The organism is Pseudomonas aestiva (genome assembly GCF_039908605.1).
Taxonomy (GTDB): domain Bacteria; phylum Pseudomonadota; class Gammaproteobacteria; order Pseudomonadales; family Pseudomonadaceae; genus Chryseomonas; species Chryseomonas aestiva.
This window is the reverse complement of the sequence record NZ_CP150916.1, coordinates 3,482,368-3,503,469: the sequence shown is the minus strand read 5'-3', so window position 1 is coordinate 3,503,469 and position 21,102 is coordinate 3,482,368. Positions and strand designations below refer to the sequence as shown.

At 66.1% G+C, this 21,102-nt stretch carries 19 protein-coding genes; 9 read left to right on the top strand and 10 right to left on the bottom strand.

Going from position 1 to position 21,102, the window contains the following annotated elements; translation table 11 throughout:
* Positions 1-3: 3 nt before the first annotated feature.
* Together AABM56_RS16260 and AABM56_RS16255 are read right to left on the bottom strand one after the other, a co-directional pair.
* Positions 4-2,514, bottom strand: coding sequence for an ABC transporter permease (locus AABM56_RS16260; protein ID WP_263259479.1), 2,511 nt, complete (start codon positions 2,512-2,514; stop codon positions 4-6).
* The gene (locus AABM56_RS16255) at positions 2,511-3,185 is read right to left on the bottom strand and encodes an ATP-binding cassette domain-containing protein (RefSeq protein WP_347883503.1); all 675 of its coding nucleotides are present in this window, start codon (positions 3,183-3,185) and stop codon (positions 2,511-2,513) included. The genes AABM56_RS16260 and AABM56_RS16255 overlap by 4 nt, the downstream gene beginning before the upstream one ends.
* 148 nt (positions 3,186-3,333) lie before the next feature.
* Between AABM56_RS16255 and AABM56_RS16250 the strand changes: the two genes are divergently transcribed.
* From AABM56_RS16250 to AABM56_RS16240, 3 genes are all read left to right on the top strand, one after another.
* Positions 3,334-3,888, top strand: coding sequence for an arylesterase (locus AABM56_RS16250; protein WP_178083933.1), 555 nt, complete (start codon positions 3,334-3,336; stop codon positions 3,886-3,888).
* Positions 3,889-3,986: 98 nt separating this feature from the next.
* A complete protein-coding gene (locus AABM56_RS16245) occupies positions 3,987-4,268 on the top strand; it encodes a hypothetical protein (protein ID WP_007160562.1) in 282 nt (93 codons plus the stop codon).
* Between the two features lie 74 nt (positions 4,269-4,342).
* Positions 4,343-5,320, top strand: a complete 978-nt coding sequence (locus tag AABM56_RS16240) for a L,D-transpeptidase family protein (protein ID WP_133862714.1) — start codon at positions 4,343-4,345, stop codon at positions 5,318-5,320.
* A gap of 122 nt (positions 5,321-5,442) precedes the next feature.
* Here AABM56_RS16240 and AABM56_RS16235 read toward each other — a convergent pair whose 3' ends face one another.
* Positions 5,443-5,694, bottom strand: a complete 252-nt coding sequence (locus AABM56_RS16235; protein ID WP_059315705.1) for an Lpp/OprI family alanine-zipper lipoprotein — start codon at positions 5,692-5,694, stop codon at positions 5,443-5,445.
* Positions 5,695-6,138: 444 nt separating this feature from the next.
* Here AABM56_RS16235 and AABM56_RS16230 point away from each other — a divergent pair, with 444 nt between their 5' ends.
* Positions 6,139-6,420: a GNAT family N-acetyltransferase gene (locus AABM56_RS16230; protein WP_133862715.1), complete on the top strand. Its 282-nt coding sequence runs from the start codon at positions 6,139-6,141 to the stop codon at positions 6,418-6,420.
* Positions 6,421-6,660: 240 nt separating this feature from the next.
* Here the strand turns inward: AABM56_RS16230 and AABM56_RS16225 are convergent, their stop codons facing one another.
* Positions 6,661-7,740, bottom strand: coding sequence for a 3-deoxy-7-phosphoheptulonate synthase (locus AABM56_RS16225; protein ID WP_133862716.1), 1,080 nt, complete (start codon positions 7,738-7,740; stop codon positions 6,661-6,663).
* A 143-nt stretch (positions 7,741-7,883) separates the two neighbouring features.
* Here AABM56_RS16225 and AABM56_RS16220 point away from each other — a divergent pair, with 143 nt between their 5' ends.
* The 3 genes from AABM56_RS16220 to cysB all read left to right on the top strand — a co-directional run bounded on the left by AABM56_RS16220 (position 7,884) and on the right by cysB (position 9,896).
* Positions 7,884-8,210 carry a thioredoxin family protein gene (locus tag AABM56_RS16220; RefSeq protein WP_133862717.1) on the top strand — a complete coding sequence of 109 codons (327 nt, stop codon included), beginning with the start codon at positions 7,884-7,886 and terminating at the stop codon, positions 8,208-8,210.
* A 116-nt stretch (positions 8,211-8,326) separates the two neighbouring features.
* Positions 8,327-8,809 carry a universal stress protein gene (locus AABM56_RS16215; RefSeq protein WP_133862718.1) on the top strand — a complete coding sequence of 161 codons (483 nt, stop codon included), beginning with the start codon at positions 8,327-8,329 and terminating at the stop codon, positions 8,807-8,809.
* Positions 8,810-8,921: 112 nt separating this feature from the next.
* Positions 8,922-9,896, top strand: a complete 975-nt coding sequence (gene cysB, locus AABM56_RS16210; RefSeq protein WP_007160555.1) for an HTH-type transcriptional regulator CysB — start codon at positions 8,922-8,924, stop codon at positions 9,894-9,896.
* Between the two features lie 270 nt (positions 9,897-10,166).
* Here the strand turns inward: cysB and AABM56_RS16205 are convergent, their stop codons facing one another.
* Entirely contained in the window at positions 10,167-11,090 is a 924-nt protein-coding gene (locus tag AABM56_RS16205; protein ID WP_187979999.1) for a LysR family transcriptional regulator, read from the bottom strand.
* Between the two features lie 102 nt (positions 11,091-11,192).
* Here AABM56_RS16205 and araD1 point away from each other — a divergent pair, with 102 nt between their 5' ends.
* Both araD1 and AABM56_RS16195 read left to right on the top strand, forming a co-directional pair.
* Positions 11,193-12,188: an AraD1 family protein gene (gene araD1 / locus AABM56_RS16200; protein WP_347883502.1), complete on the top strand. Its 996-nt coding sequence runs from the start codon at positions 11,193-11,195 to the stop codon at positions 12,186-12,188.
* A gap of 152 nt (positions 12,189-12,340) precedes the next feature.
* Positions 12,341-13,918, top strand: coding sequence for an aldehyde dehydrogenase (NADP(+)) (locus AABM56_RS16195; protein WP_347883501.1), 1,578 nt, complete (start codon positions 12,341-12,343; stop codon positions 13,916-13,918).
* A 376-nt stretch (positions 13,919-14,294) separates the two neighbouring features.
* Here the strand turns inward: AABM56_RS16195 and AABM56_RS16190 are convergent, their stop codons facing one another.
* The 5 genes from AABM56_RS16190 to AABM56_RS16170 all read right to left on the bottom strand — a co-directional run bounded on the left by AABM56_RS16190 (position 14,295) and on the right by AABM56_RS16170 (position 20,974).
* A complete protein-coding gene (locus AABM56_RS16190) occupies positions 14,295-15,443 on the bottom strand; it encodes an aldose epimerase family protein (RefSeq protein WP_133862722.1) in 1,149 nt (382 codons plus the stop codon).
* 123 nt (positions 15,444-15,566) lie between these two features.
* Entirely contained in the window at positions 15,567-17,306 is a 1,740-nt protein-coding gene (locus AABM56_RS16185; protein ID WP_158892690.1) for an IlvD/Edd family dehydratase, read from the bottom strand.
* An 82-nt stretch (positions 17,307-17,388) separates the two neighbouring features.
* Positions 17,389-18,357, bottom strand: a complete 969-nt coding sequence (araH, locus tag AABM56_RS16180) for an L-arabinose ABC transporter permease AraH (protein ID WP_166655940.1) — start codon at positions 18,355-18,357, stop codon at positions 17,389-17,391.
* A 26-nt stretch (positions 18,358-18,383) separates the two neighbouring features.
* Positions 18,384-19,910 (bottom strand): L-arabinose ABC transporter ATP-binding protein AraG, encoded by a 1,527-nt coding sequence (araG, locus tag AABM56_RS16175; protein ID WP_133862725.1) that lies wholly within the window; start codon positions 19,908-19,910, stop codon positions 18,384-18,386.
* A gap of 59 nt (positions 19,911-19,969) precedes the next feature.
* Entirely contained in the window at positions 19,970-20,974 is a 1,005-nt protein-coding gene (locus tag AABM56_RS16170; RefSeq protein WP_133862726.1) for a substrate-binding domain-containing protein, read from the bottom strand.
* Positions 20,975-21,102 lie beyond the last annotated feature (128 nt).

The following is a 21,102-nucleotide window of genomic DNA, read 5'->3' as shown; positions in this document are numbered from 1 at the left end:
GGATCAGCTTTCTCTCAGGATCAGTAACGGACTGGCGGTAAGGGCCCGCCGCGTGCCCAGCAGGCCCGCCGTGCCGACCAGCAGGGCGCCCAGCACCGGCAGGAGCAACAGCCAGGGATGGGGTTGCCAGTCCAGGTCGAAGGCCAGCCGGTAGAGCAGGGCGCTGACGATCTCGCAACCGAGCGCCGCGAGCAAGCCACTGGCGCCGCCGAGCAGGATGAATTCGGTGCGCCGCGCCCGTTGCAGCAATTCGCGCCGGGCACCCAAGGCGCGCAGCAGGGCGCCCTGGCGGATGCGTTCGTCGAGGGTCGCCTGCAGGCCGGCCAGCAGCACGGCGATACCGGCGGCCAGCACGAACAGCAGCACGAATTCCACGGCCACGCTGACCTGGCGCAGGATGCTGCGCAGCTGGTCGAGCAGGGCATCGATGGGCAGCAGGGTCACCGCCGGGAATTGCCGGGCCAGGTTCAGCAATTCGCGGTCGTGACCGGGCGGCAGGTAGAAGCTGCCCAGGTAGGTGAAGGGCACGTCCTGCAGGGCGCCCGGGGCGAAGATGACGAAGAAGTTCGGCTGGAAGTTGTCCCAGCTGACCTGCCGCAGGCTGGTGATCCGCGCTTCGATCTGGCGGTCACCGATGACGAAGCCCAGGGTGTCGCCCAGGCCGACGCCGAGGCTGCGGGCCAGTTCGCTTTCCAGCGAGACGCCGGGCAGCTCGCCAGCGGGCAGCGCATCCCACCACTGACCGGCTTCCAGGCGATTGCCGTCCGGCAACCCAGCCGACCAGGTCAGATTGAGATCGCGCCGGGTGGCACGGCCGCCGCGGGAGTCGTCTTCCAGGCCTTCCTGGGCCGGATGCCCCTTCACGCTGACCAGCCGCCCCTGCACGATGGGATAGAGCGGACTGGCGTGGGGCGAGAGATTGCCCACTGCCGTGGCGAAGGCCTGGCGCTCGTCCGGCAGGACATTGAGGGCGAAGTGATTGGGTGCCTCGGGCGGCAATTGCGCCTGCCAGCGTTCCAGCAACTCGCCCCGCAGCAGCACCACCAGACTCATGGCCAGCAGGATCAGGCCGAAGGCCAGGGTCTGGCCCACCGCCGCCAGCGGATGGCGCAGCAGTTGGCCCAGCCCCAGCCGCCAGGCCAGTGGCGCACCCTGTATCCCCCGGCGCAGGCCACGCAGGGCCAGGTACAGCAGGCTGCCGAACAGCAGCCCGGCGAGCAGGCCGCCCACCAGCAGCGCCAGGGTCAGGCGCAGGTCCAGCGACAGTCGCCACATGATCAGCCCCAGGGCCAACAGGGCGCAGCCATAGACCAGCCAGGTGCGCAGGGGCACCGGCTGCAGGTCGCTGCGCAGGACCCGCAGTGGCGGGACCCGCCCCAGGGCGGCCAGTGGTGGCAGGGCGAAGCCGACCAGGGCGACCATCCCGGTGCCCATGCCGGCCAGCGCCGGACCGATCCCGGCGGCCGGCAGGCGCGCCGGCAAGAGTCCGTGCAGCAGCTCGAACAGCACCAGCTGCGCCAGCCAGCCGAGCAGGGCGCCGAGCAGACTCGCCGCCAGGCCCAGCAGCCCCAGTTGCAGGCCGTAGAGCATCAGGGCGTCGCGCCGGGTCAGGCCCAGGCAGCGCAACAGGGCGCTGGCGTCGAAGCGCCGCGCGGCGAAGCGATTGGCCGACAGCGCCACCGCTACACCGGCCAGCACCACCGCCACCAGACTGGCCAGGCCGAGATAGCGCTGGGCGCGCTCCAGGGCGTTGCCCAGTTGCCGATTGCCGTCGCCCGGTCCCTCGAAGCGCTGGTTGGCGGCCAGGGCCGGGGTGAGAGCCTGGCGATAGGCGGCCAGTGCCTGGGATTCGCCGCGCCAGAGTTCGCGATAGCGCACCCGACTGCCGGGCTGGATGACCCCGGTGGCGGCCACGTCGTCGAGATTGATCAGCACTCGTGGCGTCAGGCTGTAGAAGTCGCCGGCGCGGTCGGGTTCGTAGGTGAGCACCCGGGTAATGGTGAGGGCCTTGCGGCCGATGTCCAGGCGATCGCCGACCTTGGCATCCAGCGCCAGCAGCAGGCGCGGCTCGACCCAGGCCTCCCCGGGCGCCGGAGCGCCGCCCGGCTGTTCGGGACCGTCCGGTACCGCGGCGCTGCGCACCTCGCCGCGCAGGGGGAAGTTGGCCTGGACCGCCTTGACGCTGGCCAGCTGCAGGGCGTCGGCGCCCGCGGCCATGGTGCTGAAGTTGAGCGAGCGGCTGTGTTCGAGGCCGAGCTGCAGGCCGGCGTCCACCTGTTCCGGACGGGGCGGTTCGCTGCCCAGCAACACCAGGTCGGCGGCGAGGAATTCGCTGGCGCGATTTGCCATGCCCGCGCCGAGGCGGGCGGTGAAGTAGCCGATGGCGACGCTGGCCGCGACGGCGATCACCAGCGCCAGGCAGAGCATGCGGATCTCGCCGGCGCGGAGTTCTCTCAGACTCTGGCGCCAGGCTAGGCCGAACAGCCGGGCGAAGGGGATACCTGTGCGCCTCATGCCGCGACCTGCCGACCGCCTTCCAGGCGCAGTTGGCGGGCGCAGCGCGCGGCCAGGTGTTCGTCATGGGTCACCAGCACCAGCGTCGTGCCCCGCTCGCGATTGAGTTCGAACAGCAGATCGCTGATGTGGGCGCCGGTGCGGCTGTCGAGATTGCCGGTGGGTTCGTCGGCGAAGAGGATGCTGGGTCGCGGCGCGAAGGCACGGGCCAGGGCCACCCGTTGCTGCTCGCCACCGGAGAGCTGGCGCGGATAGTGCCGCAGTCGCTCGCCCAGGCCGACCCGTTCCAGCAGGGCCACCGCCTGTTCCCGGGCCTGGCGCACGCCCTCCAGTTCCAGCGGCAGCATGACGTTTTCCAGCGCCGTGAGGCTGTCCAGCAACTGGAAGGACTGGAAGACGAAGCCCACCCGTTCCGCGCGCAGGCGGGCGCGGGCGTCTTCATCGAGGGTGTCCAGCCGCTGACCGGCGAGATGGACCTCGCCGCCGCTGGGCAGGTCGAGACCGGCCAGCAGGCCGAGCAGGGTGGACTTGCCGGAACCCGAGCTGCCGACGATGGCCAAACTGTCGCCGGCCTCCAGTTGCAGATCCAGCGCCTGGAGGATCGGCAGCGCGCCTTCCGCGCCCGTGACGACCTTGCTAAGGTCGCGTGCCAGCAGTATGACTTCGCTCATGAGGATTCCGATGCCGTATTCTAAGGGCCCGCACGCGGGCGGCTGTGGCGAGTTAGAGTCAAAAAGCCGGGCGAAGTCTAGTGCGCCTTTGCGCCAAGGCATTGCCTGGCTGCTGGCCGTGCTTTGCCTGACCCTGGCGCCCCTGGCCATGGCGCGCACCCTGCTGGTGGTGGGTGACAGCATCAGCGCCGGCTACGGCCTCGCCGAAGGCCAGGGCTGGGTGCGGCTGCTGGAGCGGCGCCTGCAGGAGCAGAAGCTCGATTATCAGGTGGTGAATGCGTCCATCAGTGGCGACACCACCGCCGGTGGCCTGGCGCGCCTGCCAAAGCTGCTGGCCGATCATCAGCCCACGGTGGTGGCCATCGAGTTGGGCGGCAACGACGGCCTGCGGGGCCAGCCGCTGGCCCAGTTCGAGCGCAACCTCACCGCCCTGGTGGAGCAGGCCAAGGCCAGGGGCGCCCGTGTCCTGCTGCTGGGCATGCGCCTGCCGCCCAACTACGGACCGCGCTATACCGACGGCTTCGCCCAGGTGTATACCGACGTGGCCAAGGCCCAGCAGGTGGCCCTGGTGCCCTTCCTGCTCGAAGGAGTGGGCGGCGATCCCGCCTTCATGCAGCCGGATGGCATTCATCCTCAGGCCAATGCCCAGCAACGTCTGCTGGACAACGCCTGGCCCCAGTTGCAGCCGCTGCTGCGCGACTGAACGTCGGACTTTTCCCCGGCGGGGCTTTCCGCTAAGGTTGCGCGCCCCGCCGGTCCGGCCAATCTACCGCCCGGCGGATCCGCCCCTGGAGTATCCCGATGTCCCGCCTTTCCCGGTCCATGCACGGCTATCAGCTGATCCAGCCCGATGCCCAGCTCGACCTGTTCGCCTGCCGCGAGGGGCGGGTGCATATCGTCGCCCGGCAGCTGGAGCTGGGCTCGCCCACCGACCGGACCCTGTGCGGCACCCTGTTGCCGGCGCGGCCCCGCTTGCATCCGCTGAATCGCCGGGCGCTCGGCCTCAAGACCCTCTGTCCGGCCTGCATGCAGCGGCTGCAGGGTGCCAAACGAGGCCTGCCGAATCCATTACAGGTCTTTTGAAGCCCTGCCGGACGCCGATCGAGGCGTGTACAATTCGCGCCGTCACCTTTTTGCTTCTTGCAAGGATTCATCCCATGCCCGCGCGCGTTTCGACCCTGGTCGGTTCCCTCTCGCTGTTTGGTCTGTTGAGCGCGGGTACGGCGCAGGCACTGGAGTTGCCGCTGCCGCCACCCGGTGAAGACGTGGTCGGCGAGGTTCAGGTCATCAAGGCCGCCTACGAAGACACCTTCGCCGATCTCGGCCAGAAGTACGATCTGGGCTACACCGAGATGGTGGCCGCCAATCCGGGCGTGGACGCCTGGCTGCCGGGCGCCGGCACCGAGATCGTGCTGCCGACGCGCTTCATCCTGCCGCCCGGGCCGCGCGAAGGCATCGTCATCAACATCGCCGAATACCGCATGTACTACTACCCCAAGGGTGGTCATTCGGTGTTCACCTACCCGCTGGGCATTGGTCGTGATGGCTGGGGCTCGCCGGTCGGCGTGGCCAAGGTGGTGGACAAGATCAAGGATCCGGCCTGGTATCCGCCGGAATCCATCCGTGCCGAGCACGCCGCCGAAGGCGATCCGCTGCCCAAGGTGGTGCCGCCCGGTCCGGACAATCCCCTTGGCCCCTACAAGATCCGTCTGACCCTGCCGGGCTATCTCATCCACGGCTCGGACAAGAAGTTCGGTATCGGCATGCAGGTCAGCCATGGCTGCTTCCGCATGTACAACTTCAACGTCACCGAACTGGTCGGCATGCTGCCAATCGGCACGCCGGTGCGCATCATCGACGAGCCCTACAAGTTCGGCGTGAGCCAGGGCAAGCTCTATCTGGAAGCCCATCAGCCGGTCAACCTCAAGGGCGACCCGACCGATATCGACCGTCAGGCCGCGGTGGTCAATGCGCTGATCAAACGTGACGACCTGCTGCAGGCCAACAGCGCAGTGAACTGGAACACGGTACGGGACGTGGTCCAGGGCCAGGACGGCCTGCCGGTGGAAATCGCCGACCTGCCTGCCGGCATGGTTACCGGTACGGTGGCCAAGGCGCCTGCCAAGACCCTGTGATCGCGACCGGCCGAGCGCACTCGGCCGGTTAGACAAACAAAAAGCCCGCCATCTGAGATGGCGGGCTTTTTGTTTGCTCCGGGAAAGGCGACTGTTGCCACTCGCCTTTCCAGCCGAGGCGCTTACTTGCGGCTGGCTTTTTCCAGCATACGCAGGGCGCGCTCGTTGGCTTCGTCAGCGGTCTGCTGAGCTTTCTGAGCGGCGGCCAGGGCCTCGTCAGCGTGACGGTAGGCTTCGTCAGCACGAGCCTGAGCGCGGGCAGCGGCGTCTTCGGTAGCGGTCAGGCGAGCTTCGCTTTCCTTGTTAGCGGTGCTGCAACCAGTGGCCATAGCAGCGGCCAGAGCCAGGGCGGCGAATTTCAGAGCGTTGTTCATCGTAAACCCCTTGAGGTAGACATCCTGTTTTAAGATCAATTTCCCAGGTGGAAAATTGCGGCTACATACTACTCATTACCGGTCGTAAGTAAACTGAGCTAAACCCGTTGAAGAAAGATTTTTTGCGGAAATCCTGCTTCGCTCCCCGAGTTCGTCCCCGAATGCCCGCACCCGGCACCAGCAACTGCTTGGATGGCTGAAAGCCACGAACGTTTCAAAACGTTAGAGGATGACCGGAAGTTGTCAAGGTCAAAGCCGCGCCTGCTCCCGCGTGAACAGCCCTGATATAGTGTGATTTCTCGGTGCGACGGCTGGTCAGAACCTGCTTCTTCCGGAGGGGTCTGACGCGCTGTGGCTCAGTCCCGCACAGGAAGGGTGCGTTCTCGTCTTCGGGTATCATCGATAACAATGGATAAGGCGGAGCCAAACCGCCAAGGAGTAGTCATGAACGAATCCCTGCACGTGGAACACGATGAGGCCAATCATCAATTCCAGCTTTCTGTCGACGGTCAACGCGCCTATCTCGCCTACATGGATCTGGGCAAGCAGACGATGGATTTCTATCGCACCTTCGTCCCCGATGCCCTGCGTGGGCGCGGCCTGGCCGCCAGGCTGGCCGAGCACGCGTTGAGCTACGCCGAGAGCCGCGGCTACAGCGTCATACCGTCCTGTTCCTATGTGGAGCACTATCTGGAGCGGCGTGGCCAGGTGACGCCGCTGGCCTGAGAGCCTGTCCTAAGTCTGCTGCGCGTCGGCCAAACGGCGTTGAAACTGGCCTGGGTCGCCAGCCCGGCCAAGGTGGCCCGTCGCAATGCTCATTTACCATTCGTAAACCCGAGCGCGGGTCCGATCCGCTTCCTCAGCCAGCTTCGCCTTGTTTGTCTCTAGCTCGCGAGACTTTGAACAGGCTCTGGTGCGGAAGAAAAACGCCGGGCTGAGCCCGGCGTTTTCGTATCTGCTGGCGGATCAGCTGCGCGCGCGGCGCGGCAGTACATCCTTGAGCTTGCGGTGCATGTCGAGAATGCTCTTCTCGGTCATCGCCCAGTCAATGCAGGCGTCGGTCACCGAGACGCCGTACTCCAGTTGCGACAGATCCGCCGGAATCGGCTGGCTGCCGAAGCCCAGGTGGCTTTCCACCATTAGGCCGACGATGGAGTTGTTGCCCTCGACGATCTGGTTGGCGACGTTGTCCATCACCAGCGGCTGCAGGGCGGCATCCTTGTTGGAGTTGGCGTGGCTGCAGTCGACCATGATGTTCGGCTTGACCTTAGCCTTGACCAGCGCCTGCTCGCACAGGGTGACGCTGACCGAGTCGTAGTTGGGCTTGCCGTTGCCGCCGCGCAGGACCACATGACCATAGGCATTGCCCTTGGTCATCACCACCGAGACCTGGCCGCGCTGGTCGATACCCAGGAAGCGGTGCGGACTGGAGACCGACTGCAGGGCATTGATGGCCACCGTCAGGCTGCCATCGGTGCCGTTCTTGAAGCCGACCGCGGAAGAGAGGCCCGAGGCCATTTCCCGGTGGGTCTGGGATTCTGTGGTGCGGGCACCGATCGCCGACCAGCTGATCAGGTCCTGCAGGTACTGCGGGGAGATGGGGTCCAGTGCCTCGGTGGCGGTGGGCAGGCCCATTTCCGCCAGGTCCAGCAGCAGCTGGCGACCGATGTGCAGGCCGTCCTGGATCTTGAAGGAGTCATCCAGGTAGGGATCGTTGATCAGGCCCTTCCAGCCCACGGTAGTGCGGGGCTTCTCGAAATAGACGCGCATGACCAGATAGAGGCTGTCGCTGACCTGGGCGGCCAGTGCCTTGAGCCGCTCGGCGTATTCGTGGGCGGCCTTGATGTCATGGATCGAGCAGGGGCCGATCACCACGAACAGGCGATGGTCCTTGCCGTCGAGGATATCGCGGATGACCTGGCGGCCCTGGGCGACGGTGTCGGCGGCGAGATCGCTCAGCGGGATCTCCTGCTTGAGCTGCTCGGGCGTGATGAGCGGCTCGTTGGCTTCGATGTTTAGGTCGTTAAGGCGGGGCTGTGCGGCCATGGTGCTACTCGTCGGTCACGGCGCTGCGACAGGGCGGGGCCCGTGCAGGCAAAATACGGTGGAGAGGGTGGGGCACCTTAACGCGTGTCCCGCCCGGTCACAATGGTTACGACGCTATTGGCGAGCAGCGTGGCGAGGAAGCGATGGAATTGGACGATGGGACGGCGGATGCCGTCCTGCTGGCGGCACCCGGGCGCTCGCTGCTGATCTTCACCAGCGTCGGCTGCGCCACCTGCCGGCTGGCGCGCCAGGTGCTACCTGCGGCGAGGCTGCCGGTCGACCGACTGTACTGGGTGGACGCCGAGCGCAGCGGCGGCCTGGTGCAGCGCTATGGCGTCTTTCATCTGCCGGCGCTGTTTCTGGTCCGGGACGGCGAGCTGCTCGGCCCGGTACAGGCACCGCTACGCGAGCCGGCCCTGGTGGCAGCGATCCAGGCGGCGGATGGGCGCACGTCCGAGGAACTGCCCTGAGCGTCCTGAGCAGGCTCTAAGGCGCGGGTTGCAGCGCAATCGGCGATCCCCTGCTACGCTGGTGAGGCTATCCCGCGTCGTACCGGCCTGATCGGCTGATCTGGCCAGGAGGAATCGTGATCCGCTCGCTGCTTTACGCCACGGACCTGGGCCTGTGTTCGCCCTACGTCTTTCAGCATGCCTTGAATCTCGCCCGTATCCATCAGGCCCAGCTGTATGTCGTCCATGTGGTGGAGCCGCTCGGCCTGCTGGCGTCTACCCTGTTGCAACAGCATCTGGACGGTGAATCCCTGGACCGCCTGCGCAATGGCGGTCTGGATCTGGTGCTGGAGACCATCGAGCAGCAGGTGTTCGAATCCCTGCGCGAGGACCTGCTGGAAACTCCCGCCACCGTGGGGCTGGTGCGTGCCGTGCGGGTGGTGCAGGGCGATCCGCCAGCGGCCATCCTCAGGCAGGCCCAGGAGTTCGCCGCGGATCTGCTGGTAATCGGCAGTCGCAGCCAGGGCGACGCCCAGGTGACACCTCTGGGGCGGACCGCCAGCTGCCTGCTGCAGACCGCGCGCATCCCGGTGTACCTGGTTCCGCTGCGTCAGGGCTGATCCATGAGCGTCAGCCTTGCCCCTTCGCGACTTAATTCGATTTCGGTCTAGAAAAAGCTTAAGGGCTGCATTACTGTTATATGCTTGCGCACGGGGTCAGCGAGGAGCCGGCATGAAGCTGCAACAGTTGAGATATATCTGGGAAGTCGCCCACCACGATCTGAACGTATCCGCCACGGCCCAGAGCCTCTATACCTCGCAGCCCGGCATCAGCAAGCAGATCCGCCTGCTCGAGGACGAGTTGGGCGTCGAGGTCTTTGCCCGCAGTGGCAAGCACCTGACCCGGGTGACCCCGGCCGGCGAGCGGATCATCCAGACTGCGGGCGAGATCCTGCGCAAGTGCGAGAGCATCAAGCAGATCGCCCAGGAATTCTCCAACGAGCGCAAGGGCACCCTGTCCATCGCCACCACCCACACCCAGGCGCGCTATGCGCTGCCGGACGTGATCAGCGAATTCATCAAGCAGTATCCGGATGTGGCCCTGCACATGCACCAGGGTTCGCCGACCCAGATCGCCGAGATGGCCGCCGACGGCACCGTCGACTTCGCCATCGCCACCGAGGGGCTGGAGCGCTTTAACGACCTGGTGATGATGCCCTGCTATCGCTGGAACCGCTGCGTCATCGTGCCCCAGGGCCATCCCCTGGCCAAGGTGGAGCACCTCACCCTGGAGCACCTGGCGGAACAGCCGCTGGTGACCTACGTCTTCGGTTTCACCGGGCGCTCCAAGCTCGACGAGGCCTTTGCCCGCCAGGGCCTGGAGCCCAACGTGGTGCTGACCGCGGCGGACGCCGACGTCATCAAGACCTATGTCCGCCTCGGCCTGGGCGTGGGCATCGTCGCCGACATGGCGGTGGACCACAAAGCCGATGCCGACCTGGTCTGCCTGGACGCCAGCCACCTCTTCGAGGCCAGCGTGACCAAGATCGGCCTGCGCCGCGGCACCTTCCTGCGTGGCTTCATGTGCGACTTCATCGGCCGCTTCGCGCCGCACCTGACCCGCGATGTCCTCACCGAAGCGATGCAGACGCCCTCGCGACAGGAGCTGGAGACCCTCTTCCACGGGGTGACGTTGCCGACGTATTGAGGTTGGTTTTTTTGATGGTTTATCGCGGCCATGGCGGTCCGCCGATGCATTTCAGGCCGCAGCAGTACGTAGCGTGGAAAACGGCGTAGCCTTTCCACTAGAGACTGCGCTGAAGGGGACAACCCTCACCCCAACCCTCTCCCGAGGGGAGAGGGGGCTATCCGAGTAGGCGTTTAGTCGCGTCAGACTCGGCGAAATCGCAACAAGCCGTAGTGCTTTCATCTATAGGAGCGGCAGCATCGGCGGACCGCCATGGCCGCGATAGATGTTTCACGCTTCCAGCCGCCACTGCTCCAGCAGCAGCTGCGCGGCCGCCGACAATCCCGCGCCCTGGCGCACCAGAATGGAATAGGGCTCGTTGCGGGTGCGCTGGACCACCGGCAGGCGACGCAGCAGGCCGTGTCTTTCGCCGAACTGGGCGATGTCGCTGGGCAGCATGGCCACCTGATTGGCGTCTTCCTGCAGCAGGCCGAGCAGGGTGAAGGTGGAGGAGGTTTCCACCGGATAGCGGGGAAACTCCAGTTCCGCGGCGCGAAATTCCCGTTCCAGGGTCAGGCGCATGGGCAGGTTGGCCGGATAGACGATCCAGCGACTGTCGACCAGTTCGGCCAGCCCCAGCGTCTCCGACTCCGCCAGTGGATGGCGGGGATGGCAGACGATCTCCAGCCGCTCTTCGCGCACCTCCAGACAGTCATAGGCATCCGGCCGGCGGCTGACGCTGCTGCGGCAGATGGCCACTTCGATGCGGCCGGCGTCGAGCAGGTCGAGCAGACGCACACTGGTGTCCTCGATGATCTCGATCCCCAGCTGGGGTTGCGCCGCACCCAGGCGCGACACCGCGGCGATCAGGCGGGGCACGGCGCCCATGATCACCCCTACCGCCAGCCGGCCCCCTTCGCCCTGGAGAATGCCGAGCATCTCTTCGCGCAGATGGGCCAGGTCGCTCTCGATCAGCCGCGCATAGCGAATCACGCAGCGGCCCAGGTCGTTGGGCTGCAGGCCCTGGTGGGTGCGCAGGAAGAGGGTGGCGCCCAGGGTGCTCTCGATTTCGTGCAGCGCCTTGGTGGCGCCGGGCTGGGAGATGGCGATGCGTTCGGCGGCCTTGTGCAGCGAGCCTTCCTCGTCGAGGGCGATCAGCAGGCGCAGTTGCCGCAGGCGCAGACGGGAGGCGATGGAGCCTAGGGATGGCAGCATGGGAATAACCGTTGGTTATCGCGGGATAGGGAGCTCTCATTAGGCAGGCCCCGTAGCGCCGAGTAAAGTCTCCTTCAGGCGATAACCAACAAGGAGAATGCCATGCACCTGATTCAGTTCGAAGACCAACAGGGCCAGCGCCGCGTCGGCGTGGTCGAGCGCGGCGAAGTCCAGCAGGTCCGGGGTGCGACCAGCACCCGGACCCTGGCGCTGCAGGCCATCCGCGCTGGCGTGTCGCTGGAGTCTCAGGTGCAGACCCTTGGCCTGGAGCCCGGACCGGCCTATGCCGAGCTGCTCGATGGCGGCCGCCTGTTGCCGCCGCTGGACCACGAGGACCCCGCACACTGCCTGGTCACCGGGACCGGTCTGACCCACCTGGGCAGCGCCGCCACCCGCGACAAGATGCACCAGCAGAACAGCCAGGAGGAGGCCAAGCTGACCGACTCCATGCGCATGTTCAAATGGGGCGTGGAGGGCGGTCGGCCTGCAGCGGGTAGCGCCGGTGCCCAGCCGGAATGGTTCTACAAGGGCGACGGCGGCATCCTGGTGCGTCCCGGTGCCGACATCCCGCTGCCGGAATTCGCCGAGGACGCGGGTGAAGAGCCCGAGCTGACCGGTCTCTACGTGATCGGCGACGACGGCACGCCCTATCGCCTGGGTTATGCGGTGGGCAACGAATTCTCCGACCATGTGATGGAACGCAAGAACTATCTCTATCTGGCCCATTCCAAACTACGCTATTGCAGCTTCGGTCCGGCGCTGCGTACCGGTGAGCTGCCGCGTCATCTGGCGGGCACCAGCCGGATCCGTCGCGGCGCGCAGGTGGTCTGGGAGAAGGAGTTCCTCTCCGGCGAGGACAACATGTGCCACAGCCTGGAGAACCTCGAGTATCACCACTTCAAGTATGCGCAGTTCCTGCGGCCGGGCGATGTCCATGTGCATTTCTTCGGCACGGCGACCCTGTCCTTCGCCGATGGTGTGCGCGTCGAGCCGGGCGACAGATTCGAGATCGCGGTGCCGGAATTCGGCGAGCCGCTGAGCAATGGCGTCAAGGCCGGCACGGCAGCCTTCCAGCCCGGGCAGGTCCAGCAGCTCTGATAGTTGTATGATGACTGCTGACTATGCGGATGCTAGAGTGGGTATCGCACAGGCTGGCCCGGCCGCTCGGACAATGAGCGTGCCACCCTTTCGAAGACCTCCCCATTGCGGGTGGTCTTCCCTGAACCCCTAGGTATAAGGAGTCGAGAACAATGCAGATTCAAGGCAAGAACTACATCGGTGGCGCTCGCAGCGGCGAGGGCGAGGTGCGGGTCTACAGCATCGACGCCACGACTGGCGAAAAGCTGCCCTACGAATTCTTCCAGGCGTCCGCGGCCGAGGTCGATGCCGCCGCCCGCGCTGCCGAGCAGGCCGCGCCCCTGTATCGCAAGCTGAGCGCCGAGCAGCGTGCGGCCTTCCTCGATGCCATCGCCGACGAACTGGATGGCCTGGGCGATGATTTCGTCCAGCTGGTCTGCCAGGAAACCGCGCTGCCGGCTGGTCGCATCCAGGGCGAGCGCGGCCGTACCAGCGGCCAGATGCGCCTGTTCGCCAAGGTGCTGCGCCGCGGTGACTTCCACGGTGCACGCATCGACACCGCGCTGCCCGAGCGCAAGCCGCTGCCGCGTCCTGACCTGCGTCAGTACCGCATCGGCCTGGGTCCGGTGGCCGTGTTCGGTGCCAGCAACTTCCCGCTGGCCTTCTCCACTGCCGGTGGCGACACCGCCGCGGCCCTGGCCGCCGGTTGCCCGGTGGTGTTCAAGGCCCACAGCGGCCACATGGTCACCGCCGAATACGTGGCCGATGCCATCCTGCGCGCCGCGGAGAAGACCGGCATGCCCAAGGGCGTGTTCAACATGATCTATGGCGGTGGCGTGGGCGAGCAGCTGGTCAAGCACCCGGCCATCCAGGCAGTGGGCTTCACCGGCTCGCTGCGCGGCGGTCGCGCCCTGTGCGACATGGCCGCGGCCCGTCCGCAGCCGATCCCGGTGTTCGCCGAGATGTCCAGCATCAACCCCGTGGTGATCCTGCCCGAGGCACTCAAGGCCCGTGGCGAGGCCATCACCGGTGAACTCGCGGCCTCCGTGGTCCTGGGCTGCGGCCAGTTCTGCACCAATCCGGGTCTGGTCATCGGCGTGCGTTCGCCCGAGTTCAGCAGCTTCCTCGAGCGCCTGGCCGGTGCCATGAACGAGCAGGCGCCCCAGACTATGCTCAATCCGGGCACCCTGAAGAGCTACGAGAAGGGCGTTGCGGCGCTGCTGGCCCATTCCGGTGTGGAGCACCTGGCCGGTGCCAGCCAGGAAGGCAATCAGGCGCGTCCGCAGCTGTTCAAGGCTGATGTGAGCCTGCTGCTGGAAAACGACGAGCTGCTGCAGGAAGAAGTCTTCGGTCCCACCACGGTGGTGGTCGAGGTGGCTGACGAAGCCCAGCTACACCAGGCGCTGCAAGGCCTGCATGGTCAGCTGACCGCCACCCTGCTGGCCGAGCCGGCCGATCTGCAGCGCTTCGAGGCCATCATCGGCCTGCTGGAGCAGAAAGCCGGTCGCCTGTTGCTCAACGGCTATCCCACCGGTGTGGAAGTCAGCGATGCCATGGTCCATGGCGGTCCCTATCCGGCGACCTCCGATGCCCGCGGCACCTCCGTCGGTACCCTGGCCATCGATCGCTTCCTGCGTCCGGTGTGCTACCAGAACTATCCGGATGCCTTCCTCCCGGAAGCCCTGCAGAACGCCAATCCGCTGGGTATCCAGCGTCTGGTGAACGGCGAGAACACCAAGGCCGCGATCTGATCCTAGTGCTTTGAGGTGGTAAGAAACCCGGCGTCGCGAGGCGCCGGGTTTTTTATTGGGTGATGGAAAGGGGCGGTGGCAGGACAGTGGAAAAGGCTGATCGCGCGGTCTTGAGTGGTGAAGAGACCTGGTGTCGCGAGACGTCGGGTTTTTTATTGGGTGATGGAAAGGGCCAATGGCAGGACAGTGGAAAAGGCTGCGCCGTTTTCCACGCTACGGAGCACGGAGCACGGAGCACGGAGCACGGAGCACGGAGCACGGAGGCGAAAGGCGCTCCGCTCCTGCCCCCTCTCCCTCTGGGAGAGGGTTGGGGTGAGGGGAGCACCAAAGCAAAGGCCGCTCCCGGGAGCGGCCTTTGCTTGAGTCGGAGCAGGCCCTACTTGCCGGCGAACTTGAAGATCGTCGTCTGGGTGTAGGTCTGGCCGGGATCCAGGCGGGTGGTGGGGAAGTTCGGCTGGTTGGGCGCATCCGGGTAGTGCTGGGTTTCCAGGGTGAAGGCGCCCCAGTGGCCGTAGGTCTTTCCGGCCTTGCCCTTGATGTTCCCCTCCAGGAAGTTGCCGGTATAGAACTGCACGCCCGGTTCGGTGGTGTAGAGGGTCAGGGTGCGGCCGGAGCCGGGGTCGGTCACCACGGCAGCGGCTTTCTGCAGATCGCCGGCGGTGTTGAGCACCCAGTTGAAGTCATAGCCACCCTGCTTGGGTTCGGCGTACTTCAGTTGCTGATTTTCGTCGGCGATGTGCTTGCCGATGGCGGTCGGCTTGCGGAAGTCCATCGGCGTGCCGGCTACGGGCGGCAATTCGCCGGTGGGGATCAGCTTGGCGGTCACTGGCGTGTATTTGTCGGCATTGAGCATCGCCACCTGCTTGAGCACGGTGCCACTGCCGGCGCCGGCCAGGTTGAAGTAGCTGTGGTTGGTCAGGTTGAGCACCGTCGGCTTGTCGGTGGTGGCGCGGTACTTGAGGGTCAGCTGGTTGTGCTCGTCCAGCTGGTAGGTCACCTGGGTGGTCAGGGTGCCGGGAAAGCCCATCTCGCCATCGGGGGAGACATAGCTCAGGGTCACGCCGACCCAGCCGTCGCCCTTGGCCGGCTCGGCCTTCCACACCTTGGTGTTGAAGCCCTGAGGGCCGCCGTGCAGGGCGTTGGTCTTGTCGTTCTGGGGGATCTGGTAGCTCTTGCCATCGAGGCTGAAGCGGCCCTCGGCGATGCGGTTGCCGAAGCGGCCGATGGTGGCGCCAAAGAATACGGTGGGGTTGTCGAGATAACCCTGGACGTCATCGAAGCCCAGGACCACGTCTTCGCTGTGGCCCTTGCGGTCGGGCACCTTGAGCGCCTGCAGCACGCCGCCGTAGGTGATGACGGTGGCCTGCATGCCGTGGCTGTTGGTCAGGACGAACTTCTCGATGGGGGTGCCATCGGGCAGCTTGCCAAAGCTCGACTGCTGGCTGCTGAGGCCGGCCGCCTGGGCGGTAAGGGTGCTGATCATGAGTGACAGTCCAAGTCCGGTGAGGGCTAACGTGCGTTTCATCTCGACCACCTTTTCGGTTTGTTGTTGTGCAAGAGTGGGGCAGAGGGCCCCGAGTTCCGGAAAGAGAGGCTGCGCCAGCCCCTCACCCCGACCCTCTCCCGGTGGGAGAGGGGGTAGAGCCGGTCAATGAGAGTGGCGAGGCACCTCGGCGCCGCGGCAACCGACCAGGAAGTCGAAGTCGCAGCCTTCGTCGGCCTGCAGCACATGGTTGACGTAGAGGCGGCGATAACCGCCGGCCAGCAGCTGGTCGGCCGGCGGTTGCCAGTCGGCCAGGCGCGCGGCCAGTTCTTCGTCGGGGATATCCAGGTGCAGGCGCCCGGAAGCGCAGTCCAGTTCGATCATGTCGCCTTCGCGAACCACCGCCAGCGGGCCGCCGGCCGAGGCCTCGGGTGCCACGTGCAGGACCACGGTGCCGTAGGCGGTGCCGCTCATACGGGCGTCGGAGATGCGCACCATGTCGGTGATGCCCTTGGCCAGCAGCTTGGCCGGCAGGCCCATGTTGCCCACCTCGGCCATGCCCGGATACCCCTTGGGTCCGCAGTTCTTCAGCACCATCACGCAGGTCTCGTCGATGTCCAGGTCCGGGTCGACGATGCGCGCCTTGTAGTCTTCCAGGTTCTCGAACACCACCGCGCGACCGCGATGCTGCATGAGTGCCGGGGTCGCGGCCGAGGGCTTGAGCACCGCGCCCTTGGGCGCCAGGTTGCCGCGCAGCACGCAGATGCCGCCGTCGGCGCGCAGCGGGTTGTCCAGGGCGCGGATGACCTCGTCGTCGCCGTAGATGGGCGCCTCGGCGCAGTTGGCCCAGAGGCTCTTGCCGTTGGCGGTCAGGGCCTCGGGGTGGGGCAGCAGCTTGGCTTCGCCCATGCGGCGGATCACCGCTGGCAGGCCGCCGGCATAGTAGAACTCTTCCATCAGGAAGCGGCCGGAGGGCTGCAGATCGACGATGGTGGGGGTGCCGCGGCCGACCCGGGTCCAGTCGTCCAGCTCCAGGTCCACGCCGATGCGGCCGGCGATGGCCTTGAGGTGGATCACCGCGTTGGTGGAACCGCCGATGGCGGCGTTGACGCGAATGGCGTTCTCGAAGGCTTCCTTGGTGAGGATCTTCGACAGTCGCAGGTCTTCTTCCACCATCTCGACGATGCGCATGCCGGACAGGTGCGCCAGCACGTAGCGCCGCGAATCCACCGCCGGAATGGCGGCGTTGTGCGGCAGCGAGGTGCCCAGGGCTTCGGCCATGCAGGCCATGGTGGAGGCGGTGCCCATGGTGTTGCAGGTACCGGCCGAGCGTGACATCCCGGCTTCGGCGGAGAGGAATTCGTTGAGATCGATGGCACCGGCCTTGTAGGCCTCGTGCATCTGCCAGACGATGGTGCCGGCGCCGATGTCGCGGCCGTGGTGCTTGCCGTTGAGCATAGGGCCGCCGGTGACGACGATGGCCGGCACGTCGCAGCTGGCGGCGCCCATCAGCAGCGCCGGCGTGGTCTTGTCGCAGCCGGTGAGCAGCACCACGGCGTCCACCGGGTTGCCGCGAATGGCTTCCTCCACGTCCATGCTGGCCAGGTTGCGGGTCAGCATGGCGGTGGGTCTGAGGTTGGATTCGCCGTTGGAGAACACCGGGAATTCCACCGGGAAGCCACCGGCTTCGTAGATGCCGCGCTTGACGTGTTCGGCGATCTTGCGGAAGTGGGCGTTGCAGGGGGTCAGCTCGGACCAGGTGTTGCAGATGCCGATGACGGGCTTGCCCTGGAATTCGTGGTCCGGGATGCCCTGATTCTTCATCCAGCTGCGGTACATGAAGCCGTTCTTGTCGTTGCTGCCAAACCACTGGGCGGAGCGGAGCGGGCGTTTGGGCGTGGTCATTGTCTTGTCCTCGGGCATTTCACGGGCAAAGCGGTCCCCGGCACGGCGCCCGTGGCGCCGCGGGGGAGGGCACAGTCTGGGTTTAGCGCTGCTTGAAGCGGTCGATGACCACGGCCAGCAGCAGGATGGTTCCGCGGATGACGTACTGGTAGAAGGTGTCGATGTTCTTCAGGTTCATGGCGTTCTCGATGATCGCCAGGATTAGCACGCCGGCGATCACGTGGCGGATCATGCCGATGCCGCCGGCCAGGGAAACCCCGCCCAGCACGCAGGCGGAGATCACCGTGAGTTCGAAGCCCTGGCCGATCATCGGCTGGCCGGAGGTCATCCGCGAGGCTAGCACCACGCCGGCCAGGGCGCCGATCACCCCGTGCATGGCGAAGATGATGATCTTGGTGCGATCGACGTGGACGCCGGCCAGCAGCGCGGCTTCCTCGTTGCCACCGATGGCCATGGTGTTGCGGCCGAAGGTGGTGTAGTTGAGCAGCCAGCCAAAGAACAGGATGCACAGCAGGGTGATGACGATGGGCACCGGCAGGCCGAACAGCTGGCCGTTGCCGAACACGAAGAACTGCTCCTGAGAGACGCCCACGGCCTTGCCGTCGGAGAAGATGTAGCCCAGGCCGCGCACGATCTGCATGGTCGCCAAGGTCGTGATCAAGGCGTTGATCTTGAGCTTAGCGATCACCAGGCCGTTGATCAGGCCGACCACCAGGCCCATGGCCAGGGCGGCGGCGACGCCGAGAAAGACGCTGTCGAATTCGCGCATCACCACCGCGGCGACCACCCCGGCGCAGGCGATGACCGACCCCACCGAGAGGTCGAAGTGGCCGGAGGCCAGGCAGAACAGCATGGTGCAGGCGGCGATGCCCACGGTGGAAATCGCCAGGCCCAGACCGCGCATGTTCAGCGGCGAGAGGAAGTTCTGCACGAACAGCGCGCAGAGGGTGAAGATGACGACGGCGGCCAGCATCATGGCCCAGTCGTCGAGGAAGCGACGCATGTCGAAGCCGCGGCGCGGCGGGGTCAGGCTGTGGGGTTGGGCGGACATGGACTGAACCTCTTTTCTTGTTTTCATCAGGCCCGGGTACGGGGCAGGGCGAGCTGCAGCAGGCGCTCGTCGTTGAATTCGGCGCGGGTCACCTCGCCGGTGATGGCGCCTTCGCTCATCACCAGGATGCGATCGGCCACGCCCATGACTTCCATTAGGTCGCTGGACACCACCACCACGGCGATGCCGCGGGCGGCGAGGTCATGGATGATGGCGTAGATCTCCGACTTGGCGCCCACGTCGATGCCGCGGGTGGGTTCGTCGAGCAGGAGCACCTGCATGGGCATCGACAGCCAGCGACCGAGGATGGCCTTCTGCTGGTTGCCGCCGGAGAGATTCTTGATCTTCTGCCCGGCGTGGGGCGTCTTCACGTTCAGCGCGCGAATCTGCTTTTCGGCGTTGGCCTTTTCCCAGCGCCCCTGGATCAGGCAGCCGAGACTGGCGTGATGGGCGCGGGCGCTGATGTTGATGTTCTCGGCTACGCTGGCCAGCGGCACGATGCCTTCCTTCTTGCGATCTTCCGGGCAGAGCAGGATGCCGGCGGCGATGGCGTCACGCGGCGACCTGAGGCTGATCGGGGCGCCCTTGAGACTCAGGCTGCCAGCCTTGTGCTTTTCCAGGCCCGCCAGCAGGCGCAGCAGCTCGGTGCGACCGGCACCGACCAGGCCGAACAGGCCGAGAATCTCGCCCTGGCAGACCTCGAAGCCCACCGGCTGCTGCAGGCCCTGGCCGAGCAGGCCCTCGACCTTGAGGCAGCCACCGCCGATTTCGCGCGGACGGTAGTCGTAGATGTCGGCGAGGTCGCGGCCGACCATCAGGGTGATCAACTGGTCGGGGGTGATGTCGGCCAGGCGCTCGATGGTGCGCACGTGGCGACCGTCCTTGAACACCGTCACCGCGTCGCAGATGCGGAACACCTCTTCCATGCGGTGGGAGACATAGAGCACCACCCGGCCTTCGTCGCGCAGCCGGGCGATGATGGTCATCAGCCGATCGGTCTCGCGGGCGGACAGCGAGCTGGTCGGCTCGTCGAAGGCGATGACGCGGGCGCCGCGGGAGAGCGCCTTGGCGATCTCGACCAGCTGGCGCTGCCCGAGCGACAGGCGTCCGACCTTGGTGTTGGGGTCGATCTCTTCGGCCAGGCCCTTGAGCAGGTCCAGGGCCTGGCGGCGCAGGTGGCCGCGATTGACGATGCCGTAGCGCGCCGGCAGGTGCCCGAGAAAGAGATTTTCGGCGACGGTCATCTCCGGCACCAGCTGCAGTTCCTGCTGGATCACGGCGACGCCGGCGCGGATGGCTTCGGCGGTGCTCTTGAACACCAGTTCCTGGCCGTCGATGTTGAGGTGGCCGGTGGTGGGGGCGTGGTAGCCGCTGAGGATCTTCAGCAGGGTCGACTTGCCGGCGCCGTTCTCGCCCATGAGGGCGTGCACCGAGCCGGGACGCACGTTGAAGGAGATGTCGGCGAGCGCCTTGACGCCGGGAAAGGTCTTGCCGATGCCGACGAAACCGAGGCTGTCGGCGCTCTGGGCGGTGGTGTGTTCCAGGGCTGCCATGAAGCACTCCTGTCAGACGAAAGAGGAGGGCGGCGCCAGGACCGGCGCCGCCGGGGTCATCACTTCCAGAGGCCGATCTTTTCCAGCTCTTGCTGGAAATTGGCGCGGGTGATGAGGGTGACCTTGTCCATCGCGGTGTACTTGGGCGGTTCCTTACCGGTAGTCACCCACTCGTACATCATGCTGGCGGTCTGGTAGCCCTCTTCGTGGGGGCTGGGCAGCATGGAGCCGAAGAAGCCGCTGTTGGCTTTCTTCAGTTCGCCGATGGCATCGGTGCCGTTGATGCCGATGCCGATCACCTGCTCGGCCTTGAAGCCGGCGCTTTCGGTGGCGCGGACGCCGCCCAGCACGGTGTTGTCGTTCATGCCGCCGATGATCAGGTGCTTGGCGCCCGAAGGCAGCTTGACCAGCGCGGAGGTGGTGGAGTCCATGCTGCCGGGCACGTCCAGGGTCTTCTGCGGCGCGAAGATGATGTGGTCGGCGGGCAGGCCGGCCTTCTTCAGGGCTTCCACCGAACCGTCGGTGCGCTTCTTGCCGGTATCCAGCTCGTTGTAGGTGTTGATCACCGCATAGGTGTCGTCCCACTTCCAGCCACGCTTCTCGGCTTCGGCGGCCATGGCGGCGCCCTGCTGCTGACCGACCTCGAAGGCGGCCATGCCCAGGTAGGGCACGTCTTCCATGAATTTGCCCTTGGCGTCGACGAAGCGGTCGTCCACGGCCATGACCTTGAGGTCGTTGAGCTTGGCCTTGGCCACGATGGCCGGGCCGAGGGAGACGTCGGGCGGGCAGATCACGAAGCCCTTGGCGCCGTTGGCGGCCAGGCTGTCGATGGCGGCGAGGGTCTTCTCGCCATCCGGCACGGCGATCTTGAGCAGGGTGAAGCCCTTGTCCTTGGCGGCTTTCTCGGCGAAGGCCCACTCGGTCTGGAACCAGGGTTCCTCGGGTTGCTTGACCAGGAAACCGATCTTGACCGGATCGGCAGCGAAAGCGGAAAGGGACAGGCTGACAGCGCCGGCGGCGAGGGCGGCACGCAGCAGAGAACGAACTCCCGGAACACGGAACATAGCTGGAACTCCTTGTTTTTATTGGTGTGGCCAGGCAATGCGAGGCGGCGGGCTGCCGTCGTGGAGGTCAGACGACGCCGCTCTGCATTGATATTATGATTGGATGGGTGCGGGCGCAAGAAAAAGGT